We start from the raw sequence: 20,072 nt of genomic DNA, 5'->3' as shown, positions 1-20,072 counted from the left end.
TGTACTGCCTGCTAGTCGTTCGTGTTAGTTCAGGCCGGTGTTGATGGCGCCGACGAGTTCGCCGTTGCCGGTGTCACCGCTGAACTCCCAGAAGAACGCGCCGCCCAGGCCCTGGTTCTTCGCCCAGCTCATCTTGGACGTGACCGTGGCCGGGGTGTCGTAGCTCCACCAGTTGGTGCCGCACTTGGCGTACGCCGTGCCCGCGACGGTTCCGGTGGCCGGGCAGGAGGTCTTCAGGACCTTGTAGTCCTCGATGCCCGGCTCGTAGGTGCCCGTCGCGGGACCGGTCGCCGTGCCGCCGGGGGCGGCCTGGGTGACGCCGGTCCAGCCACGGCCGTAGAAGCCGATGCCGAGGAGGAGCTTGGAGGCGGGGACGCCCTTCGCCTTGAACTTGGCGATCGCCTCGGCGGAGTTGAAGCCCGCCTGCGGGATGCCGGCGTACGAGGTGAGCGGGGAGTGCGGGGCCGTCGGACCCTGCGCCGCCCAGGCGCCGAAGAAGTCGTACGTCATGACGTTGAACCAGTTCATGTACTGCGCGGCGCCCGCGTAGTCGGCGGCGTCGATCTTGCCGCCGGGGGAGGCGTCGGCCGTGACGGCCGCGGTGACCAGGTTGTTGGCACCGAACTTGGCGCGCATGGCCTGCATCATGTTCTTGAAGGATGCGGCGCCGCTGGTGTCACAGGACAGACCGCAGGCGTTCGGGTACTCCCAGTCCAGGTCGATGCCGTCGAAGACGTCGGCCCAGCGCGGGTCCTCGACCAGGTCGTAGCAGGACTGGGCGAAGGCGGTCGGGTTCTGCATCGCCTGGCCGAAGCCGCCGGACCAGGTCCAGCCGCCGAAGGACCAGAGGATCTTGATGTTCGGGTAGGCCTTCTTCAGCTTGCGCAGCTGGTTGAAGTTGCCGCGCAGCGGCTGGTCCCAGGTGTCGGCGACGCCGTCGACGGACTGGTCGGCGGTGTAGGCCTTGTCGTAGTCGGCGTAGGCGTCACCGATGGTGCACTTGCCGCCCGTGACGTTGCCGAAGGCGTAGTTGATGTGGGTGATCTTGGACGCGGAGCCCGAGGTCACGATGTTCTTCACGTGGTAGTTGCGGCCGTAGACGCCCCAGTTGGTGAAGTAACCCATCTTCACCGCGTTGGGGAGCGGGGTGCCGCCGCCTCCGCCGGTGGTGCGGACGGGGACCGGGCCGGCGGCGGGGCCGGTCTGGTCGATGGTGTCGCGGGCGACGACCGTGTAGCTGTAGTCGGTGCCGGCCGTCAGACCCTGGTCGGTGTACGTCAGACCGGTGAGGGTCGTGACCTTCGTGCCGTCCCGCAGGACGTCGTAGTTCTTGACGCCCTTGTCGTCGGTCGCGGCGGTCCAGGTCAGCTTCACCGAGGTGTCGGTGATGTTGGACGCGACCGGGGTGCCGGGGGCCGAGGGCGGGTTGTCGCCCGGCTGGGAGGTGCCGTCGCAGGCGGCGCCGTTGATCTTACAACCGGTGGGCGCGCCCGGGCCGGAGCCGTTGTAGCCGAAGGAGACGGAGGCGCCGGGCGCGAGGGTCCCGTTCCAGCCGACGTTCTTGGCGGTCCAGTGGTTTCCGGAGCTGGTGACGGTGGCGTCCCAGGCGGAGGTGACCGCGGTGCCGGCGGGGTAGTCCCACTCGACGGTCCAGGAGCTGATGGTGGTGGTGCCGGTGTTCTTGACGGTCCAGTTGGCGCCGAAACCGGTGCCCCAGTCCTGGGTCTTGGTGTAGGTCGCCGTGGCCGAGGTGGCCGCTTCGGCGGGGGTGGCGAGGCCGACCATGGCGGCCAGCGGCAGGATCAGGGCGGTCAGACCGGCGGCGGCCCGGTGTCTGAACCCTGTTCTGCGCGTCGGTGCTTGAGTGCTCAACGGTGCTCCTCAAGTTGCGGACGGACAAGGTGGGGGTGGTCCGTGAAGATGCGCGCGCCCCGCGAGCGTAGGAAGGTCTGGACCAATCGTCAAGAGGTCCAGACCAACGTTGCCGATGTCCCCTTAGACGCCCAACTCCTGTGCCAGGACCGCCGCTTGGACCCTGCTGCGCAGCTCCAGCTTCCCCAGCACCTTGCTGACGTGCGTCTTCACCGTCGCCTCCGCCATGTCGAGGCGTACCGCGATCTCCGCGTTCGACAGACCCCCGCCCAGCGCCGACAGCACCTCGCGCTCCCGGGGCGTCAGGGCGTCGAGCACCGCCGGGTCCGTCCCGGACGTCGCGCGCGCCGGGCGGCCGGTCGCGGCGAACTCGGCGATCAGCCGCCGGGTCACCGCCGGGGCGATGAGCCCCTCGCCGCGCGCCACCGTCCGCACCGCCTCGATCAGCTCCCGCGCTTCCGCGTTCTTCAGCAGGAAGCCCGCGGCGCCCGCCCGCAGCGCCCCGAAGACGTACGTGTCCAGATCGAAGGTCGTCAGGACGAGCACGTCCGCCAGCCCCTCCGAGACGACGATCCCGGTCGCCGTCACCCCGTCCATCCGCGGCATCTGCACGTCCATGAGGACCAGGTCGGGGCGCAGTTCGCGGGCCAGCTCCACCGCGCGCTCCCCGTCCGCCGCCTCTCCGACGACCTCGATGTCCGGGGCGCTGCCCAGGATCAGGACGAGTCCCGCCCGTACCGCGCTCTGGTCCTCGGCGACCAGCACCCGCACCGTCATACCCGCTCCTCGTCGTTCGCGCGTACGGGCAGTTCCGCCCGGACCCGCCATCTCTTGCGTCCCTCGTCGTCCGTGACCGGACCCGCCTCGAAGACCCCGTCGAGCAGGGCCACCCGCTCCCGCATCCCCACCAGGCCGGCCCCCGAACCGGGCGCGGTCGGCCCGGACCGTGTCCCGTACGGACTCGTCACCCGGACCCACAGCGCGCCCGGATCCTGGCCCAGGGTCACCCGCACCTCGCCGGGCGCCGCGTGCTTGAGCGCGTTCGTCAGGGACTCCTGCACGATCCGGTACGCGGCCAGCTCCACCGGCGCCGGGAGGCCCGCCGCGCTCTTCCGGGTGTCGTCGAGGACGAGGACGAGACCGCTCGGCTCCGCGTTGGCCGCGGACTGGGCCACCAGCGCGTCCAGGCCCGCGAGCGTGGGCGCGGCGGCCGGCTCCGCGTCCCCGCTGCCGTCCCGCAGCAGTCCGATCAGCCGCCGCATCTCGGCGAGACCCGCCACGCTGTTCTCCCGGATCACGGTCAGCGCCTGCTGGGTGGTGGCCGGCTCGTCGAGCGAGAGCGCGGCCGTGGAGTGGATCGCGATCGCGGAGAGGTGGTTGGCCACCATGTCGTGCAGCTCGCGCGCCATCCGGGACCGCTCGGCCACCACGGCCTGCGCCCGGTCCATCTCGGCGAGGAGCGCGGTCTGCTCGGCCCGCAGCCGGGCGGCGTCCGCCGCCTCCCGGTGGTTGCGGACGATCGCGCCCGTCACCGCCGGCAGGAAGGAGATCATGCCCGTGAGCACACCGACGAGGAGCGCGATCGCGTTCTGCCACCAGACGAGGAACCCCACCGTGGTCGCGACGGTGATCAGTCCGGTGGTGTACGGGACGCGCCGGGCCTGGGCGGGCGTGCCGTACACCACGGCCGCGTAGACCACGTCGGTGAACATCAGGACCGTGGCGAGATTGCCGTTGGTGAACTGGTCGCCGACGATCGCCAGGGTGCCGACGATCAGGGCGACCTGGGGAGCGGTACGGCGCAGGGCCTCCATGCCGGACATCACCGTCAGCGGGATCAGCGTCGCCCAGCGCTGCCCGAAGACGTGGTCCCCGGTCACGTACAGACCGAACGACCACAGGATCAGGCCGCCGACCAGGCCGGTGGCGGCGATGAACACGTCGATGCGGTGCGGGCGGGGGAGCGTCACGTACCCATCCAACACGCCCCCACGTGCGCGGACCTCCCCGTCCGGGCCGATCCGTCCCTCCGTCGAAGGATGTAGACGGACTTCGTCACCGGCGACGACGAACCGCGCCGGATCCCACGGGACGCTGAGGGGGAACCGAAAGGGGAAGACCGTGATCGTCACGCTGATCGTGATCTGCGAGGTGGGCTTCTGGGTCCTGCTGGCCGCCGGCCTCGCCACCCGCTACCTCCTGAAGATGCCCCGGGCGGGCATGGCGCTGCTGCTGTGCGAGCCGCTCCTGGAGGTCCTGCTCCTGGTCGTCTCCGTGATGGATCTCAAGAACGGGGCCGAACCGAGCTGGCGGCACGGGCTCGCCGCCGTGTACATCGGCTACACCGTCGGCCACGGCCACCGGACCGTGAAGTGGCTCGACGGCCACGCCGCCCACCGCCTCGGCGGCGGTCCGCCGCCCCCGAAGCCGCCGCAGTACGGCATGGCGCGCGCCCGCCACGAGGGCAGCATCTGGCTCGGCTCGGTGGTCGCCGCGTCCGTCGCCTCCGTGCTGCTGCTCCTGGCGATCTGGTACGTCGGCGGCGACGGGAACACCGACGGGCTGCGGAGCTGGATCTTCGGCGCGTGGCGGGCGGTGGGCATCCACGGCCTGATCGCGCTCAGCTACGCGATCTGGCCGAAGAAGGCCCCGGAAGGGATCTCGGAAGACGGCTCAGCGGTCTCCGCCGGGGACCCAGAGCACGTCCCCGACCTCCTTGTTCGCCGCTCGCGCGAGGATGCTGCATCCCCCGGGGGCGACCCCCGGACCCCCGGCATGGGGCGGCAGTCGGACTAGCGGTCTCCGCCGGGGACCCAGAGCACGTCCCCGACCTCCTTGTTCGCCGCTCGCGCGAGGATGAAGAGCAGGTCTGAGAGGCGGTTGAGGTACGTGGCGGTCAGCGCGTTCATCGACTCGCCGTGCACCTCCAGGGCCGCCCAGGTGGAGCGCTCCGCCCGCCGGACCACCGTGCACGCCTGGTGCAGCAGCGCCGCACCGGGCGTGCCGCCCGGCAGGATGAAGGAGCGCAGCTTCTCGAGCTCCTCGAGGAAGCGGTCGCAGTCGGCCTCCAGCTTGTCGACGTACGCCTGCTCGACGCGCAGCGGCGGGTACTTGGGGTCCTCCACCACGGGCGTGCAGAGGTCGGCCCCCACGTCGAACAGGTCGTTCTGGACGCGGACGAGGACCTTCACGACCTCCTCGTCCAGCTGCCCGAGGGCGACGGCCGTGCCGATGACGGCGTTCGCCTCGTTGGCGTCGGCGTAGGCCGAGATCCGCAGATCCGTCTTGGCGGTCCGGCTCATGTCACCGAGGGCCGTGGTGCCCTGGTCGCCGGTACGGGTGTAGATGCGCGTCAGATTGACCATGGGTCCAGCCTAGTTACGCACCGGCGCTCCGGAACGTGCGTGTGCCGACCGTCACGGCGAGCGTCGTCAGCGCGAGGGCGACGAGCACCCCGTACAGCACGGCCGACGTCGTGTAGTGGCCGATGTACACCTCCCGGACCGCGTCCACCAGATAGCGGAACGGCATCAGGTGCGACAGCACGTCCAGCCAGCCGGGGGCGAGGGCCATCGGCAGCATCAGACCCGACAGCAGCATCGACGGCATCGCGAGCGTGTTGATCGCGGGGCCGAACTCCTGCGGGCTCGGCAGCTTCAGGGCCAGCGCGTACGAGAGCGAGGCGAGCGCCGCGGAGAGCAGGGCGACGAAGCCGAAGCCGATCAGGATCCCGGGGAGCGGCGCCCGAAGGCCCATAGGGACGGCCACCAGGACGAGCAGCACCGCCTGGAAGACGAAGAGCGCGGCGTCCCGCAGGACCCGGCCGAGCAGCAGCGCCAGTCGGCTCACCGGCGTGACCCGCATCCGGTCGAACACGCCCCAGTTCTTCTCCATGATGATCGAGAACCCGGCGAACGAGGCGCCGAAGAGGCCGAGTTGGAGCAGCAGGCCGGGGACGAGGATCTGCCAGGAGTCGCCCTCGCGGCCCAGCGGGAGACCGGTGAGCAGGGGCCCGAAGAAGAACAGGTAGAGCAGCGGCATCAGGGCGCCGAAGAAGATCTGGAACGGGGAGCGCAGGGTCTGGCGGGCGTAGCGCCCGAAGAGCAGCGCGGTGTCGTGGAGAAGCATCAGGGGTCCTAGACGGCTACGGGAGTGGTGTCGACGGGCGCCGGGCCGCGCCCGGTGATGGCGAGGAAGGCGTCCTGGAGGGTGGCGGCGCCGTGCGCGGCCTTGAGGGCGGCGGGGCTGCCCTCGGCGACGACCGTGCCCTCGTCCACGATCACGAGCCGGTCGGCGAGCGCGTCGGCCTCGTCCAGGTAGTGCGTGGTGAGGACGACGGTCGTGCCGTACTCGTCGCGCAGCCGCCGCACCAGGGCCCACAGGTCGGCGCGGCTGCCGGGGTCGAGGCCGGTCGTCGGCTCGTCGAGGAAGAGGATCTCGGGCCGGTGGGTGAGCCCCATCGCGAGGTCGAGTCGGCGGCGCTGGCCGCCGGAGAGCGCCGGGGTCGGCCGGTCGAGGAGCTCCGTGAGGTGGAGGTCCACCGCGAGTTCCTCGGCGCGGGCGGTCGCGCGGGTGCGGTCGAGGCCGTAGAGCCTGCCCTGGAGGACGAGCTCGGAGCGGACCGTCTCCTGGGGGTCGAGCCCGCCGGACTGGGCCACGTATCCGATGCGTCGGCGGACGGCCGCGGGGTCCTTGACGAGGTCGTGGCCGGCGACGGTGGCGGCGCCGCCGGTGGGCGGGAGCAGGGTCGTGAGCATCCGCAGGGTGGTCGTCTTGCCGGCGCCGTTGGGGCCGAGGAGTCCGAGGATCTCGCCTGGCCGGACGGTCAGGTCGATCCCGCGGACGGCCTCCACGGGGCCGTTCTTGCCGGGGAAGGTCCGGGCGAGCCCGGCCGTACTGATGATGGGCATGGCGACTACAAAAACAGAGTCACTGCAATTTTGCAATGTCACCAAGTTTTCAGGTGGTCCAAAATTTCAGGGAGCCTAGGATGTGGGCATGGCCGAGGGACTCAGGGAACGCAAGAAGCGCGAGACGAAGCAGCGGATCTCGGACATCGCGACCGGGCTCTTCCTGGAACACGGCTTCGTGGCGGTGACCGTCGCCGACGTCGCCGAGGCGGCGGACGTCTCCGTCAACACCGTCTACAACTACTTTCCGGCCAAAGAGGACCTCTTCCTCGACCGCATGGACGGCGTCACCCAGCGCCTCGCCCGGATGATCCGCGGCCGCGACCGGGGCGAGTCCGCCGCCGCGGCCGTGCTGCGCGAACTGCGCCAGGACATCGGCGCCGTCTCGCCCGCCTACGGACTCATGGACGGCTTCGACGCCTTCATGAACGTCATCGAGCACGCCCCCACCCTCAAGGCCCGGCTCTTCCACCTTCAGCAGCAGGTCCACGACGCCGTCGTCGCCACCCTCCGCGAGGAGACCGGGGCGGCCGGGGACGACCCGCTGCCGCTGCTCGTCGGCGGCCAGCTCGCCTGGATCGAGAACACCGTCGTCGCCTACATCACCCGGGAGATGACCGCGGGGCGCAAGGCGACGACCGTCTCCCGCGAGGCCCTCGTCCTCCTCGACGAGATCGAGGAGCTGCTGAGCGAGAGGGTCCTGACGTACGCCGTACGCGAGGGCTGAGCGGGCGGAGGAGGTGTCGCGAGTGTGACGTCCGTCAAAGAGGGCGTGACGCGCATTACTTAGCGGTCACATGGCGCCCCGCGACCGCTAATCTCCGCCGGAGAGTCAGAAGTGAACAGGCGTTAAGGGGTGGAACATCGTGGCCAGGAAGCTCGCCGTCATCGGGGCCGGACTCATGGGATCCGGCATCGCGCAGGTCTCGGCACAGGCGGGCTGGGACGTCGTCCTGCGTGACGTCACCGACGCCGCCCTGACCCGCGGCACCGACGGCATCAAGGCGTCGTACGACCGGTTCGTCGCGAAGGGCAAGCTGAGCGCCGCCGACGCCGAGGCCGCCCTCGGCCGGATCACCGCCACCACCGAGCTCGAGGCCGTCGCCGACGCCGACATCGTCGTCGAGGCCGTCTTCGAGAACCTCGACGTCAAGCACGAGATCTTCCGCTCGCTCGACAAGATCGCCAAGGACGGCGCCGTCCTCGCCTCCAACACCTCCGCGATCCCGATCACCAAGATCGCCGCGGTCACCGAGCGCCCCGAGGCCGTCGTCGGCGTCCACTTCTTCTCGCCGGTCCCGATGATGCAGCTCGTCGAGCTGGTCCGCGGCTACAAGACCAGCGACGCCACCCTGGCCACCGCCCGGGAGTTCGCCGAGTCCGTCGGCAAGACCTGCATCGTCGTCAACCGCGACGTGGCCGGCTTCGTCACCACCCGCCTCATCTCGGCCCTCGTCGTCGAGGCCGCCAAGCTCTACGAGTCGGGCGTCGCCACCGCCGAGGACATCGACATCGCCTGCAAGCTCGGCTTCGGCCACGCCATGGGCCCGCTCGCCACCGCCGACCTCACCGGCATCGACATCCTGGTGAACGCGGCCAACAACATCTACACCGAGTCCCAGGACGAGAAGTTCGCACCCCCGGAGCTGATGCGCCGGATGGTGGACGCGGGTGACATCGGGCGCAAGAGCGGGCAGGGCTTCTACAAGCACTGAGTCCGGCCCGCCACCCCGCCCTCACTCCGTGGGGTGAATTTCGGTATCGGTTCGCTGACAAGGCGCAACGTATCTGCCGGTGCGGCAGTCAGTTGTTGCGAAGACGGAGCACTCTCGGGGAGCGCATATGCACATCAGGGGCGACCATGTCGAGCTGGTCGTCGGGGGCCGCCTCGACGTCCGCAGCGCGGCGGACGCCCGTACGGTCCTGCACTCGGCCGTCGACGACGGAGTCGGCGATCTGGTACTCGACCTGACCGGCCTCGACTCCTGGGACGCGACCGGGCTCGGCGTGATCATGGGCGCTCACCGGAGGGCCGGCCGCTGCGGCCGGCGCCTCGTGCTGCGCGGGGTGCCGCCCCAGATGCAGCGGCTGCTCGTGGCCACCCGGCTCCACCGCATCCTCGCCATCGAGGGCGGCCTCGCCGCGGAGTCGCTGCCCCGGGTGTGACGGGGCGGGTGTCACCGGTGCGGGCGGGACCGGGTCGGCGGACGCGGTACGGGCGGGACCCGGCGGGCGGACGCGGTGCGGGCGGGACCCGGCGGGCGGACGCGGTGCGGGCGGGACCCGGCGGGCGGACGCCGGTGCGCGTGGGACCCGGCGGGTGGAGGTGACAGGGGGGACACGGCCCTGTGAAGCAGCTGTGTGAACCAGGCGTCACGCTCAATCCTCACAAGACCGTGACGTCTTGGTCTCCGGAGCACCCCGGCTGTTCCCGAGCGCCTGACCACGGTCTAGGGTTCGGTCGCCTGCACATTGACGGACCCACCCGGCGGGCACCTGACACCGCTTCTTGGGGGCTTGGACCATGGACCCGATCAACCCTGGGTCGGAGCAGTACGGTCACGACACCGAGGGCGAGGACGCCCGCCCCGCGCTCGGCTCCGCCCTGCCCGAGCGCTCGCCCGCGGCCCCCGCGCGCGCCCGCGTCGTCCGGCTCGTCTCCGGCGAGCTGCTCCTCACCGTCAACCCCGTCGACGGCAGCGAGATAGAACCCTGCCCGCCGGGCCAGGAGCCCGCCGCGCCCCGCCGCCGCACCCCCGAGGAGCGCGCCGAGGCCGCCCGCGCCGCGGCCCCGCCCGTACCGCCCGGTCCCGCCGCCCCCGCGCTGCCCCTCCTCGAACGCCAGGAGCAGCGCGAGCGGCTCGCCGAGACCCTCGCCCGCGGCCGCTCCGCCCGTCTGACCGGCCCCGCCGGATCCGGCCGCACCGCGCTCCTCGACGCGGTCGCCGCCGACTGCGCGGAGCTCGCCCCCGACGGCGTCGTCCGCCTCTCGGGCCACCACCGCACCTCCACCGAGCTCCTCCACGAACTGTTCGCCGCCGTCCGGTACGCCCCGAACCACCGGCCCGACCGGCCCGCGCTCCTCGACCGGCTCCGCGACATCGGCGCCGTCGTCGTGGTCGACGACCTGGAGTTCGGCGGCGCCGCCCTCGACGAACTCCTCGCCGCCGCCCCCGAGTGCGCCTTCCTCCTCGCCGCCGCCCCCGGCGCGCCCGCCCCCTCGGCCGGCGCCCACGTCGAGGAGGTCGCCCTCGCGGGCCTCGGCCGCGGCGCCTCCCTCAAGCTCCTGGAGAGCGCCGTCGGCCGCACCCTCACCGACGAGGAGGCCAACTGGGCCGGCGACCTGTGGTTCGAGTCCGAGGGCTTGCCCCTGCGCTTCGTCCAGGCCGGGGCGCTGCTGCGCCAGCGCGACCGGCTGCGCGTCACCCCGGCCGAGTTCGACGCCTTCGGCGCCCTCGAAGAGGCCTTCGGGCCGACCGACCCCGAGGCGGCCGCCGCTGCCGCCGCCGCCGCGTTCGACGGCGTCGACGACGCCGACGTCGAACTCCGCGAGATACCCCTGCCCAGCCTCGGCGAGGGCGCCGCCCCCGCCGCCCTGCTCGCCTCCCGCCTCAGCCGTTCCGCCCAGACCACCCTGCGCTTCGCCGTGGCCCTCGGCGGCGAGGTCCCGCACCAGGCCCACCTGCCGGCCCTCGTCGGCGACACCCACGCCGACGCCGCCCTCGGCGAGCTCGTCGCCTGCGGGCTGCTCTCCCCGGTCGGCACCCGCTACCGGCTCGCCGCCGGGGTCCTGACCCAGCTCCTCGCCCACGGGTACGCGCACGACGCCGCCGACCGCGTCCACAGCACCGCCCAGCACTACGCCTGGTGGGCCGGTCACCCCTCCGTCACGCCCGACCGCGCCGGCGCCGAGTCCGACGCCCTCCTCGCCGCCCTGGCCGGGCTCGTCCCCGGCACCGAGGCCGGCACCGACGCGGAGCGCCGGGCCACCGCCGTCCTCCTCGCCCGCGCCGCCGCGCCCGCCTTCGCCGCCGGGCTGCACTGGGGCGCCTGGGAGCGGGCCCTGCGCGCCGGGCAGGAGGCCGCCCGGCTCACCGGGGACGTCGCCGAGGAGGCGTACTTCCACCACGAGCTCGGCGTCCTCGCGATCTGCGCCGGAAACCTGGAGCGGGCCCGCGCCGAGCTGGAAGCCTCCATCGGGATGCGCGGGGTGCTCGCCGACAAGCGCGGCACCGTCGCCGGCCGCCGGGCGCTCGCCCTCGTCGCCGACCTCTCCGGAGAGCACGGCACCCCGGTCGCTGCCCGCGCCGAGGAGCCCGTCTCGCCGCCGCGCGGCACGCCGGCCGTGCGGCGCACCACCGCCCGGCCTCCGGTCCCGCTGCCGGAGCCGCCCACGGCCCCGCTGCCCGGCGGTCCCGTCCGGGGCCCGGCGGTTCCCCCGGCCTCCGCGATCCCCGCGTTCCCGGACTTCGCCGACGAGGGCCCGACGCTCATCACCCGCCCCGACACCGTCCAGGGCGGCGGCCGCCCGGGCCTCAAGGGGGGCATCCTCACCGGCGCCCGCCGCAACCTCGCCGCCGTCGGCGCGGGCGCGCTCCTGGTGGCCGTCCTCGGCACCGTCGTCACCCTCGGCGCCACCTCCGGCAACGGCGAGGACCCCGCCACGAACCGCGTCACCTCCGACAGCACGGCGACCGAGGACAGCGGCGGCACCGACGACGGCCTCGACGACGAGCCGCCGGCCGAGGGCGAGGCGGGGGAGGGCGGCGAGACGGGCGAACCCGGCGAGACGGGCGATCCCACGCACTCCGGCTCCCCGAGCCCCTCGGGCTCCGACGGCACCTCGCCGTCGAACGCGCCGACGAGCCCCGGCAGCACCGGTTCCCCGAGCTCGTCGGGCACCTCCGAGTCCCCGTCCTCGTCGTCCTCGGCGCCGTCTCCGTCGGACAGCCCGACGGGCACCACCGCCCCCACCACGACCCGGCCGCCGTCGAGCCCGTCGGCCACCTCCGGCGGACCGCGTCCGACGACGTCGAGCCCGACTCCGCCGACGACCCCGCCGACCACCCCGCCCCCGACGACGACCCCGCCGACGACCACGCCCCCGACGACCACGCCGCCGGCGACGACCAGTCCTCCGGCGGAGGAGAACTCCCCGAGCAACTCCGCCTCGGCGACCCTCGGCGGTGGCCCCTCGGTCTCCGACAGCCCCGCCTCCTCGGAGACGACGACCGCCTGACCCGTGTACGGAGACGGGGACGGCCCCGGGCGCGCTCACCGCACCCGGGGCCGTCCCCGTACTCGTACCGCCTCGTGCCGCTCAGGGCCGTTTCGTAGCTCGTGCCGGGCTCAGAAGAGCCGGAGCTTGTCGTCCTCGATGCCGCGCATCGCGTTGTAGTCGAGGACCACGCAGCCGATGCCGCGGTCCGTCGCGAGCACCTTCGCCTGCGGCTTGATCTCCTGCGCCGCGAAGACGCCCTTCACGGGGGCCAGGTGCGGATCGCGGTTGAGCAGCTCCAGGTAGCGGGTCAGCTGCTCGACGCCGTCGATCTCGCCGCGCCGCTTGATCTCCACCGCGACCGTCCCGCCGTCCGCGTCGCGGCACAGGATGTCGACCGGGCCGATCGCCGTCGGGTACTCGCGGCGGATCAGGGTGTACCCCTCGCCGAGGATCTCGATGCGGTCGGCGAGCAGCTCCTGGAGGTGGGCCTCCACGCCGTCCTTGATGAGACCGGGGTCCACACCGAGCTCGTGCGACGAATCGTGGAGGATTTCCTCCATCGTGATGATCAGTTTCTCGCCCGCTTTGTTGATCACGGTCCAGATGCCCGCATCGCCGTCGGCACCCTCCTTGAGCGTGCACGGCGGGGACATCCAGTTGAGCGGTTTGTACGCCCGGTCGTCCGCGTGGATCGAGACGCTCCCGTCGGCCTTGATCAGGATCAGACGGGGCGCGGAGGGCAGGTGGGCCGTGAGTCGACCCGCGTAGTCCACGGAGCAACGGGCAATGACGAGACGCATGGTCGGCAACGCTACAAGACGGGCGCTCTTCCGCGCGATTCGGGCATCATCCTGAGCCGAACACCCGTCGGTTATCAGCCTGTTGTGTTCCCAATCTTCTGGTGCGACCAGGTCTGCGCGCTTACCGTGGAAGCTGGAGGTCGTCGTCCGTGCACGCTGCGTGGCGCACGGCCCGGCCTTCGTCCCTGCCCGCAAGACCCCGTCCGCGGGGTCGCGAGAGGAGAACCCATGTCGCTCGACGTCTCACCGGCACTGTTGGAACAGGCCGAGCGAGGCGAGGTCGACGAAGCCGACTTCGTCGACTGCGTCCGGACCTCCCTGCCCTTCGCATGGGAGATGATCAGTTCTCTGGTGGCTCAGCTGAAGGTCGACGGCGGAGAGTTCGCCGACAACCAGACGCCGCCGCCGAATGAGCAGGCACGTGGTCAGCTGCTGCGCGCGCTCGCGAGCGATGCCATTCGTGGCGCCCTGCAGCGGCACTTCGGGGTGCGTCTCGCCTTCCAGAACTGCCACCGCGTGGCGGTGTTCCCGCTGGACCCGTCGGTGGACGAGCGGCTCGCCCGCTTCACGTCCGTACGGGGGCAGCTGCTCAACCAGTCGCCGGAAATGCGCGACTGCTGAGACATGGTGCTGCCGCTCCGCATCGCGGGAGACGTGGTCGACGCGTGCCGACGCGCGTCGACCGCGCAGAGATGCCGGAGCGGCAGCACAAGCTCTCCGCCGGGCCTCAGACAAGGAGGGGGAGGACCTCGGCGCCGAGCCGCCGGACGTTCTCCTCGGTCGCGGCGAGGTCGCCCGAGCCTTCCGCCAGCAGAGCGAAGCGCGTGATGCCCGTACGCTCCGCCGTCGCCGCGAGCCGGTCGGCCGCCAGCCGGGGGCTGCCCACCGGGTGCAGCCGGCACAGCAGCTCCGTGTACGCCACGGGGTCCCGCATCGCCCGGTGCCGGCCGTCGACCGTCACATGCGCGTCGAGCCCCTGCCTCAGCCAGCCCGGCATCGCCTTCACCAGCGCCTCGGCCGCGTCCGCGCCCCGGTCCGCGAGCTGGACCACCCCCGCCGAGACGTGCCCGGCGCCGATCCGCGCGATCTCGTCCGGGTCCCGCCCGGCCTCCCGCGCACAGCGCGCCCAGGCCGCGACCATCTCGGCCTTGTCCTCGTCGCCGCAGTGCATCCCGAGCAGCATCGGAAGCCCGCGCTCCGCGGCGAGCCGCACGCTCTTCGGCGAGGTGCAGGCCACCACCACCTCGGGACCCGCCTCACCGCCGATCAGCTCGTCGGCGCGGGGTACCACCGCCACCTCGCGGAAAGCGAATCGTTCCCCCTCGGCGCCGACCCGGGGCTCGCCCAGCCATCGCAGCAGCAGGTCGAGCGATTCGGGGAAGCCCCCCTCGTACGCTGCCAGACCCGCGCCGAACACCTCCAGGTCGACCCAGGGACCGCCCCGGCCCACCCCGAGGGTGAACCTGCCGCCCGACGTGAGGTGCAGCAGCGCCGCCTGCTCGCCCAGGGCGACCGGGTGGACGGTCGGCAGCACACTCACCGCCGTGCCCACTCTCAGCCGCCGGGTGCGCCCGAGGAGCAGCGCGGCGAGCGTCACGGCCGACGGGCAGACCCCGTACGGCACGAAGTGGTGCTCGGCGAGCCAGACGGAGTCCAGCCCCGCCTCCTCGGCGACCTCGGCGGTCCGCACCGCCCGGTGCAAGGCCTCTCCCTGTCCCTGGCCCGGGAACTGGGCGGCCAGAACGAACGTACCCACGCGCATCGCCTTCTGCCTCCTTGCGGCCGACGCGTATCTCCCCTCGCACTGGCAACAACGTCTGACACGTGCCAAAGGCAACGGCCGTTCATGAAGTTCTTGCGATTTTCGGCTAAGCCGCCACGGACGGGGCCCGGGGCACCGTGTCGCGGCCCGTAGGCTGGATGGAACGGTCCGTGTTCCCAGACCCCGTGAGGTGTGCCCGTGTCCCCGCGCCACAACCGTTCCCGAGGCGGCGATAAGCCCGAACAGCAGCAGCCGGGCGAACCCGGCGACCGGTACGGCGGGGCGCAGCGCAGCGAGACCTGGCAGGGCGAGGAATGGTACGTCCGCCTCGTCGCCGGAGCGAGCTCGCCCGGCAAGCGCTACCGCTGCCCCGGCTGCGACCAGGAGATCCCGCCCGGCGCCCCGCACGTCGTCGCGTGGCCCGAGTACGGGGGCGTGGACGACCGGCGCCACTGGCACAAGGCCTGCTGGAACGCGAAGGACCGCCGCACCAGCAGGGTGCAGCGGTCCCGGAACGCGCCGAGGTACTGACGTACCAGGGAGCCGTCCTTACACGTCGCGGCTGTTCAGCAGGGCGTAGGCGCCGGCCAGCGCCGCGGCCGCGGCGCCGCCCATGATCAGCAGCGGCTCCCAGCCCGCCGGGCCGCTGTCGCCGAACGGCGGGCGCTCGCTGTACAGCGCGATCATCTGCGAGGGGATCGCGTAGGTGAAGAGCGCCTCCTGCACGGACCTGAGCGCCTCGGAGAACATGAACAGCGCCGCCACCAGCGGGAGCAGCAGCAGGCCGATCATCACGGTGATCGCGCCGGCCGAGTGCCGGATGAGCGTCCCGAGCGCCAGCGACAGCAGACCGAGCAGGGCCAGGTAGGCGCCCGCCCCGACCGTCGCCCGCAGCCACTCGCCGGACGTGGGTTCCCGCGCGTCGACCATGGCGACCTGGGCCACCGCCACCAGCGTCGCGAAGACGGTGGTGACCGTGAAGACCAGCAGGAAGAAGACGATCGCCTTCGCCGTCAGCACCCGCGCACGGGTCGGGCAGGCCGTCAGGGTGGTGCGGATCATGCCGGTGCCGTACTCGGAGGCGATCGTCAGGACCCCGAGCGTGATCACGCAGATCGACGCGGGAAGCATCCCGAAGAAGCCGAAGCCGAGCGCGGACTCCTCGCCCATCGGCGCCTCGGAGGCCGAGGCGATCGCCGCCACCCCCAGGCCGATGGCCAGCATCAGCAGGATCATGACGCCGAGGGTCCAGATCGTCGACCGGACCGAGCGGATCTTCGTCCACTCGGAGGCGAGGGCGTCACCGAGGTGCGCCCTGCGCATCGGGATGGGGGAGACGTAGGAGTGCGACGCCGGAGCGTGGTGGTGGGCGGGGGCGGTCATCGGGCGTCCTTGGTGGTGTCGCTCGGCTGCGGGGTGCCCGGCTGCGGAACGGCCGGAGCGGTCGGCGGCGCGGCCGGAGGGGCCGGCTGCGGCGTGGCGTACGGGCTGGGCGCGGGCGCCTGCGGAGCCCCGGGTACGGGCGCCTGCGGAGCCCCGGCGTACGGGTTCTGTCCGGGCGGCGGCGGGGCGTACCAGCCCTGCTGCGACACCTCGGCGGCCGCCGGCTGCTGCGTCGGCATCCCGTACCCCGGCTGTCCGGGCTGAAGCGGCGCCTGGAGGTGGGCGAGCCGGTCGTCGGTGGAGCGGTAGTCCACCGCGCCCTGCGTCATCCGCATGTACGCCTCCTCCAGGGAGGCCTGGTGCGGGGACAGCTCCCAGAGCCGTACGTCCGCGCCGTGCGCGAGGTCGCTGATCCTCGGCAGGGGCAGACCCGTCACGCGCAGCGCGCCGTCCGGCTCGGACAGCACCTGGCCGCCGGCCTCCATGAGCGCCGCCGTCAGCTTCTCCCGCTGCGCCGGCTCGGTCTGCGGCGTCCGCACCCGGGCGAAGTCCGCGGAGTTCGCCGAGATGAAGTCCGTGACGCTCATGTCCGCGAGCAGCTGCCCCCGGCCGATCACGATCAGGTGGTCCGCCGTCAGCGCCATCTCGCTCATGAGGTGGCTGGAGACGAAGACGGTCCGGCCCTCGGAGGCCAGCTTCTTCATCAGGTTCCGGACCCAGAGGATGCCCTCCGGGTCCAGGCCGTTGACCGGCTCGTCGAAGAGCAGCACCTGCGGGTCGCCGAGAAGCGCCGCCGCGATGCCGAGCCGCTGGCCCATGCCGAGCGAGAAGCCCTTCGAGCGCCGCTTCGCCACGTCCTGGAGGCCGACGACGCCGAGGACCTCGTCGACCCGCTGCGCCGGGATGCCGGCCAGCTGGGCGAGCGACAGCAGGTGGCTGCGCGCGCTCCGGCCGCCGTGCACGGCCTTGGCGTCGAGCAGCGCGCCGACCTGCCGGGGCGCGTTCGGCAGCTGCCGGAAGGGGTGGCCGCCGATCGTCACGTGACCCGCGCTGGGCCGGTCGAGCCCGAGGATCATGCGCATCGTCGTCGACTTCCCGGATCCGTTGGGACCCAGGAAGCCGGTGACCACACCGGGCCTCACCTGGAAGGAAAGGTTGTACACGGCCGTCTTGGCGCCGTAGCGCTTCGTCAGGCCGACTGCCTCGATCATTCTCCAGCCCCATCGACAGGTCGTCGCATCCATGTCGGGGCGTGGCGGCCGTCGGCCGGAGCCCCCCGTATGAATGAGGAGCTTATCCAGCCGTTGACGGTTCCGGCGAAGCGGAAGAGAAGCGAAAGCGACTCAGGCGTCGCGCTTCTTCATCACCAGGTAGCCGCCGAGGAGCGCGGCCACCACCCAGATCAGCATGATCCCGAGCCCGCCCCACGGGCCGTACGGGGCCTCTTCCGTGTTCATGGCGTCCGGGACGACCTGCATGATCTTCGCGCCGGCCTGGTCCGGGAAGTACTTGGCGACCTCCTTCGCCTTCGGCACCGCCGACAGGATCTGGGAGATCAGGAAGAAGAAGGGCACCAGGATGCCGAGCGACAGCATCGAGGAGCGCAGCATCGCGGCCACGCCCATGGAGAACAGCGCGATCAGGCACATGTAGAGACCGGCGCCGATCACCGCCCGCAGCACGTTGTCGTCGCTGATCGAGGCCCGGTGCTCGCCGAGCAGGGCCTGCCCCAGGAAGAAGGAGAGGAAGCTCGTCACGAGGCCCACGAGCAGCGCCAGGCCGCCGGCCACCGCGATCTTCGAGAAGAGGAAGGTCGCGCGCTGCGGTACGGCGGCGAGCGAGGTGCGGATCATGCCGGAGGAGTACTCGGTGCCCACCACCAGGACGCCGAAGACGACCATCGCCAGCTGACCGAGGATCATCCCGGAGAAGCTGACGAAGGTCGGGTCGAAGGTGAGCTGCTCGGCCTGGCTCAGATCGTCGAAGGTGGAGTTGAGGAGCGCGCACAGCGCCGCGCTCATCGCCACGGTGACGAGGAGGGCGCTCGCCAGCGTCCAGACCGTCGACGACACCGTCCGGATCTTGGTCCACTCGGACTGGAGGACCGCGGTTGCCGCTGCCATCTTCAGGCTCCCTCGGAGGTCGAGCCCCACCGGGGGCCGGGCGCCGACACGGCGCCGTGTACGTCGGTGCCGTGCGCGTGGTACTCCACCGCACCGGCCGTCATCTGCATGAACGCTTCTTCGAGGGAGGCGCGCTGCGAGCTCAGCTCGTGCAGGACGAGCTGGTTCGCGGCCGCCAGTTCGCCCAGCTTCTCGGTGGTCGTCCCGTCCACCTCGAGGGTGCCGTTGCCCGCCTCGACCGCCACGAACCCGTTGGCGTGGAGGACGTCCCGCAGGCGCTCCTGCTGCGGTGAACGCAGCCGCACATAACTCCGCGAATTCTGCTGGATGAAATCCGCCATCGACGTGTCGGCCAGCAGCTTTCCCTGCCCGATCACGATCAGATGATCCGCCGTCAGCGCCATTTCACTCATCAGATGGCTGGAGACGAAGATCGTCCGGCCCTCACCGGCCAGCGCCTTCATCAGATTGCGGATCCAGTGAATTCCCTCGGGGTCCAGACCATTGACGGGTTCGTCGAACATCAGGATCTCGGGATCGCCGAGCAGCGCCGAGGCGATACCGAGCCGCTGCCCCATGCCGAGGGAGAAACCCTTCGACTTCTTCCGTGCGACAGGCGTCAGACCCACCAGATCGAGCACCTCGCCGACCCGGCTCTGCGGGATCCGGTTCGACTGCGCGAGGCACAGGAGGTTGTTGTACGCGGAACGCCCGCCGTTCATCGCCTTGGCGTCGAGCAGTGCGCCGATGTACTTGAGCGGCTCTTCGAGGTCCCGGTAGTGCTTGCCGTCGATCCGGACCGTACCGCTGGTCGGGTTGTCGAGATCGAGCATCATCCGCATCGTCGTCGACTTGCCCGCCCCGTTCGGCCCGAGGAAGCCGGTGATGACGCCCGGCCGGACCTGGAAGGAGAGATGGTCGACCGCTGTCTTCGTCCCGTAGCGCTTGGTCAGGCCCTCAAGCTCGATCATGCGTACCAACCTAAGGGCGCACAAAACCCTCCGCCACCGGAATGACGGAGGGTTCAGCGCGGTGCTACCGCTGGGTGTTACCGGGTCTGCTGGGCCGGGACGCCGGCCGGGCGCTCGTCGTCGATCGGGGAGCCGGCCGCCGCGACCGCGGCACCCGTCAGGGTCGCCAGCATCTCGCGGACGTTGGTCAGCTGGGCGTTGATCGAGTCCCGGCGGTTCGTCAGCGCCGCGAGCTCGCGCTCCGATTCGCTGCGGATCCGGTCGGCCTTCGCGTTCGCGTCGGCCACGATGTCCTCGGCCTGGCGCTGCGCGGTCTCCACCGTCTGACGGGCGCGGCGCTCCGCGTCCGTACGCAGCTTCTCGGCCTCCAGGCGGAGCTGCTCGGCGCGGTGCTCGATCTCGGCGAGGCGCTTCTCGGCCTTCGCCTGACGCGAGGCCAGGTCCCGCTCCGACTGCTCGCGGCGCTTCGCCAGGTTGGTCTCGAAGTCCGCGGCGGCCTGGGCGGCCTTGGCGCGGGTCTCCTCGAAGAGGGCGTCCGCCTCCTCGCGCTTCGACTGCGCGTCCTTCTGTGCCTCGCCACGCAGCGAGTTGGCCTCGCCCTGCGCCTTCTCGACGATCCGGACGCCCTCGTCCTCGGCCTTCGACTTCCGCTCGGCCGCGAAGGACTCCGCGTCGTTGCGCACCTGCTGGGCGGCCGACTCGGCCAGCTCGCGGTGCTGCTCGGCCGCGCGACGGGCCTCCTCGCGGAGATCCTTCGCCTCCTCCTCGGCGAGCCGGAGGATCTTCTCGACACGGGCACCGAGGCCGGCGTACGACGGCTCCGCGTCGGTGACCTGCGCCTGGGCGTTCTGCGTTTCGAGGTGGAGTTCCTCGATGCGCTTCTCCAGCGAGGTGATGCGGGACAGCGCGCTGTCACGGTCGGAAACGAGCTTGGTAATGCGGTCGTCCACCTGACCGCGGTCGTAACCGCGCCGCACGAGCTCGAAGCCGAAGGGGGAGGAAGTGTCGCTCATGGGTTTCCTGTCGAATG

20 protein-coding genes are annotated in these 20,072 nt (G+C 71.8%); 7 read left to right on the top strand and 13 right to left on the bottom strand.

Annotation, left to right across the window (positions count from 1 at the left end; translation table 11 throughout):
• Positions 1–24: 24 nt before the first annotated feature.
• The 3 genes from ACIBG6_RS14920 to ACIBG6_RS14910 all read right to left on the bottom strand — a co-directional run bounded on the left by ACIBG6_RS14920 (position 25) and on the right by ACIBG6_RS14910 (position 3,842).
• Entirely contained in the window at positions 25–1,872 is a 1,848-nt protein-coding gene (locus tag ACIBG6_RS14920; RefSeq protein WP_399222996.1) for a glycosyl hydrolase family 18 protein, read from the bottom strand.
• 123 nt (positions 1,873–1,995) lie between these two features.
• Entirely contained in the window at positions 1,996–2,649 is a 654-nt protein-coding gene (locus ACIBG6_RS14915) for a response regulator (protein WP_399222995.1), read from the bottom strand.
• Positions 2,646–3,842: a sensor histidine kinase gene (locus tag ACIBG6_RS14910; protein WP_399222994.1), complete on the bottom strand. Its 1,197-nt coding sequence runs from the start codon at positions 3,840–3,842 to the stop codon at positions 2,646–2,648. Before ACIBG6_RS14910 ends, ACIBG6_RS14915 begins: the two co-directional genes overlap by 4 nt.
• A 151-nt stretch (positions 3,843–3,993) precedes the next feature.
• Here ACIBG6_RS14910 and ACIBG6_RS14905 point away from each other — a divergent pair, with 151 nt between their 5' ends.
• Positions 3,994–4,668 carry a hypothetical protein gene (locus ACIBG6_RS14905; protein WP_399222993.1) on the top strand — a complete coding sequence of 225 codons (675 nt, stop codon included), beginning with the start codon at positions 3,994–3,996 and terminating at the stop codon, positions 4,666–4,668.
• Here ACIBG6_RS14905 and ACIBG6_RS14900 read toward each other — a convergent pair.
• From ACIBG6_RS14900 to ACIBG6_RS14890, 3 genes are read right to left on the bottom strand one after another with little or no spacing between them, the layout of a single operon-like run.
• The gene (locus ACIBG6_RS14900) at positions 4,665–5,237 is read right to left on the bottom strand and encodes a cob(I)yrinic acid a,c-diamide adenosyltransferase (RefSeq protein ID WP_329621156.1); all 573 of its coding nucleotides are present in this window, start codon (positions 5,235–5,237) and stop codon (positions 4,665–4,667) included. The two genes, ACIBG6_RS14905 and ACIBG6_RS14900, sit on opposite strands and share 4 nt — an antisense overlap.
• 13 nt (positions 5,238–5,250) lie before the next feature.
• Positions 5,251–6,000, bottom strand: a complete 750-nt coding sequence (locus tag ACIBG6_RS14895; protein ID WP_399222992.1) for an ABC transporter permease — start codon at positions 5,998–6,000, stop codon at positions 5,251–5,253.
• An 8-nt stretch (positions 6,001–6,008) separates the two neighbouring features.
• Entirely contained in the window at positions 6,009–6,782 is a 774-nt protein-coding gene (locus ACIBG6_RS14890; RefSeq protein WP_399222991.1) for an ABC transporter ATP-binding protein, read from the bottom strand.
• Positions 6,783–6,870: 88 nt separating this feature from the next.
• Between ACIBG6_RS14890 and ACIBG6_RS14885 the strand changes: the two genes are divergently transcribed.
• The 4 genes from ACIBG6_RS14885 (at position 6,871) to ACIBG6_RS14870 (ending at position 12,021) form a co-directional block, all read left to right on the top strand.
• A complete protein-coding gene (locus tag ACIBG6_RS14885) occupies positions 6,871–7,509 on the top strand; it encodes a TetR/AcrR family transcriptional regulator (RefSeq protein ID WP_317599185.1) in 639 nt (212 codons plus the stop codon).
• A 139-nt stretch (positions 7,510–7,648) separates the two neighbouring features.
• Entirely contained in the window at positions 7,649–8,497 is an 849-nt protein-coding gene (locus ACIBG6_RS14880) for a 3-hydroxyacyl-CoA dehydrogenase family protein (protein WP_399222990.1), read from the top strand.
• A 127-nt stretch (positions 8,498–8,624) separates the two neighbouring features.
• On the top strand, positions 8,625–8,948 hold the full coding sequence (locus ACIBG6_RS14875) for an STAS domain-containing protein (RefSeq protein WP_024761898.1): 324 nt from the start codon (positions 8,625–8,627) through the stop codon (positions 8,946–8,948).
• Positions 8,949–9,306: 358 nt separating this feature from the next.
• On the top strand, positions 9,307–12,021 hold the full coding sequence (locus ACIBG6_RS14870; RefSeq protein WP_399222989.1) for an ATP-binding protein: 2,715 nt from the start codon (positions 9,307–9,309) through the stop codon (positions 12,019–12,021).
• Between the two features lie 110 nt (positions 12,022–12,131).
• Here the strand turns inward: ACIBG6_RS14870 and nucS are convergent, their stop codons facing one another.
• A complete protein-coding gene (nucS, locus tag ACIBG6_RS14865) occupies positions 12,132–12,803 on the bottom strand; it encodes an endonuclease NucS (RefSeq protein ID WP_329621151.1) in 672 nt (223 codons plus the stop codon).
• Positions 12,804–13,031: 228 nt separating this feature from the next.
• On the opposite strand from nucS, the gene ACIBG6_RS14860 reads away from it, so the two are divergent.
• Positions 13,032–13,424, top strand: coding sequence for an SCO5389 family protein (locus tag ACIBG6_RS14860; protein ID WP_351215273.1), 393 nt, complete (start codon positions 13,032–13,034; stop codon positions 13,422–13,424).
• A gap of 106 nt (positions 13,425–13,530) precedes the next feature.
• Here the strand turns inward: ACIBG6_RS14860 and ACIBG6_RS14855 are convergent, their stop codons facing one another.
• Complete coding sequence (locus tag ACIBG6_RS14855; protein WP_399222988.1) at positions 13,531–14,565, bottom strand: LLM class flavin-dependent oxidoreductase; 1,035 nt, start codon at positions 14,563–14,565, stop codon at positions 13,531–13,533.
• A 198-nt stretch (positions 14,566–14,763) separates the two neighbouring features.
• On the opposite strand from ACIBG6_RS14855, the gene ACIBG6_RS14850 reads away from it, so the two are divergent.
• Positions 14,764–15,096 carry an ATP/GTP-binding protein gene (locus ACIBG6_RS14850; protein WP_317599198.1) on the top strand — a complete coding sequence of 111 codons (333 nt, stop codon included), beginning with the start codon at positions 14,764–14,766 and terminating at the stop codon, positions 15,094–15,096.
• Between the two features lie 18 nt (positions 15,097–15,114).
• On the opposite strand, the gene ACIBG6_RS14845 is transcribed toward ACIBG6_RS14850, so the two are convergent.
• From ACIBG6_RS14845 to ACIBG6_RS14825, 5 genes are all read right to left on the bottom strand, one after another.
• The gene (locus ACIBG6_RS14845; RefSeq protein WP_399222986.1) at positions 15,115–15,948 is read right to left on the bottom strand and encodes an ABC transporter permease; all 834 of its coding nucleotides are present in this window, start codon (positions 15,946–15,948) and stop codon (positions 15,115–15,117) included.
• Positions 15,945–17,159 carry an ATP-binding cassette domain-containing protein gene (locus ACIBG6_RS14840; RefSeq protein WP_399222985.1) on the bottom strand — a complete coding sequence of 405 codons (1,215 nt, stop codon included), beginning with the start codon at positions 17,157–17,159 and terminating at the stop codon, positions 15,945–15,947. The genes ACIBG6_RS14845 and ACIBG6_RS14840 overlap by 4 nt, the downstream gene beginning before the upstream one ends.
• Before the next feature lie 132 nt (positions 17,160–17,291).
• Positions 17,292–18,071, bottom strand: a complete 780-nt coding sequence (locus tag ACIBG6_RS14835; RefSeq protein ID WP_399222984.1) for an ABC transporter permease — start codon at positions 18,069–18,071, stop codon at positions 17,292–17,294.
• A 2-nt stretch (positions 18,072–18,073) separates the two neighbouring features.
• Positions 18,074–19,042, bottom strand: coding sequence for an ABC transporter ATP-binding protein (locus ACIBG6_RS14830; protein WP_399222983.1), 969 nt, complete (start codon positions 19,040–19,042; stop codon positions 18,074–18,076).
• A 77-nt stretch (positions 19,043–19,119) separates the two neighbouring features.
• Positions 19,120–20,055 carry a cellulose-binding protein gene (locus tag ACIBG6_RS14825; RefSeq protein ID WP_399222982.1) on the bottom strand — a complete coding sequence of 312 codons (936 nt, stop codon included), beginning with the start codon at positions 20,053–20,055 and terminating at the stop codon, positions 19,120–19,122.
• Between the last annotated feature and the right edge of the window lie 17 nt (positions 20,056–20,072).

It is taken from the genome of Streptomyces sp. NPDC050842, assembly GCF_044456565.1.
Lineage (GTDB): Bacteria > Actinomycetota > Actinomycetes > Streptomycetales > Streptomycetaceae > Streptomyces.
This window is presented reverse-complemented; position numbering and strand designations above follow the sequence as displayed.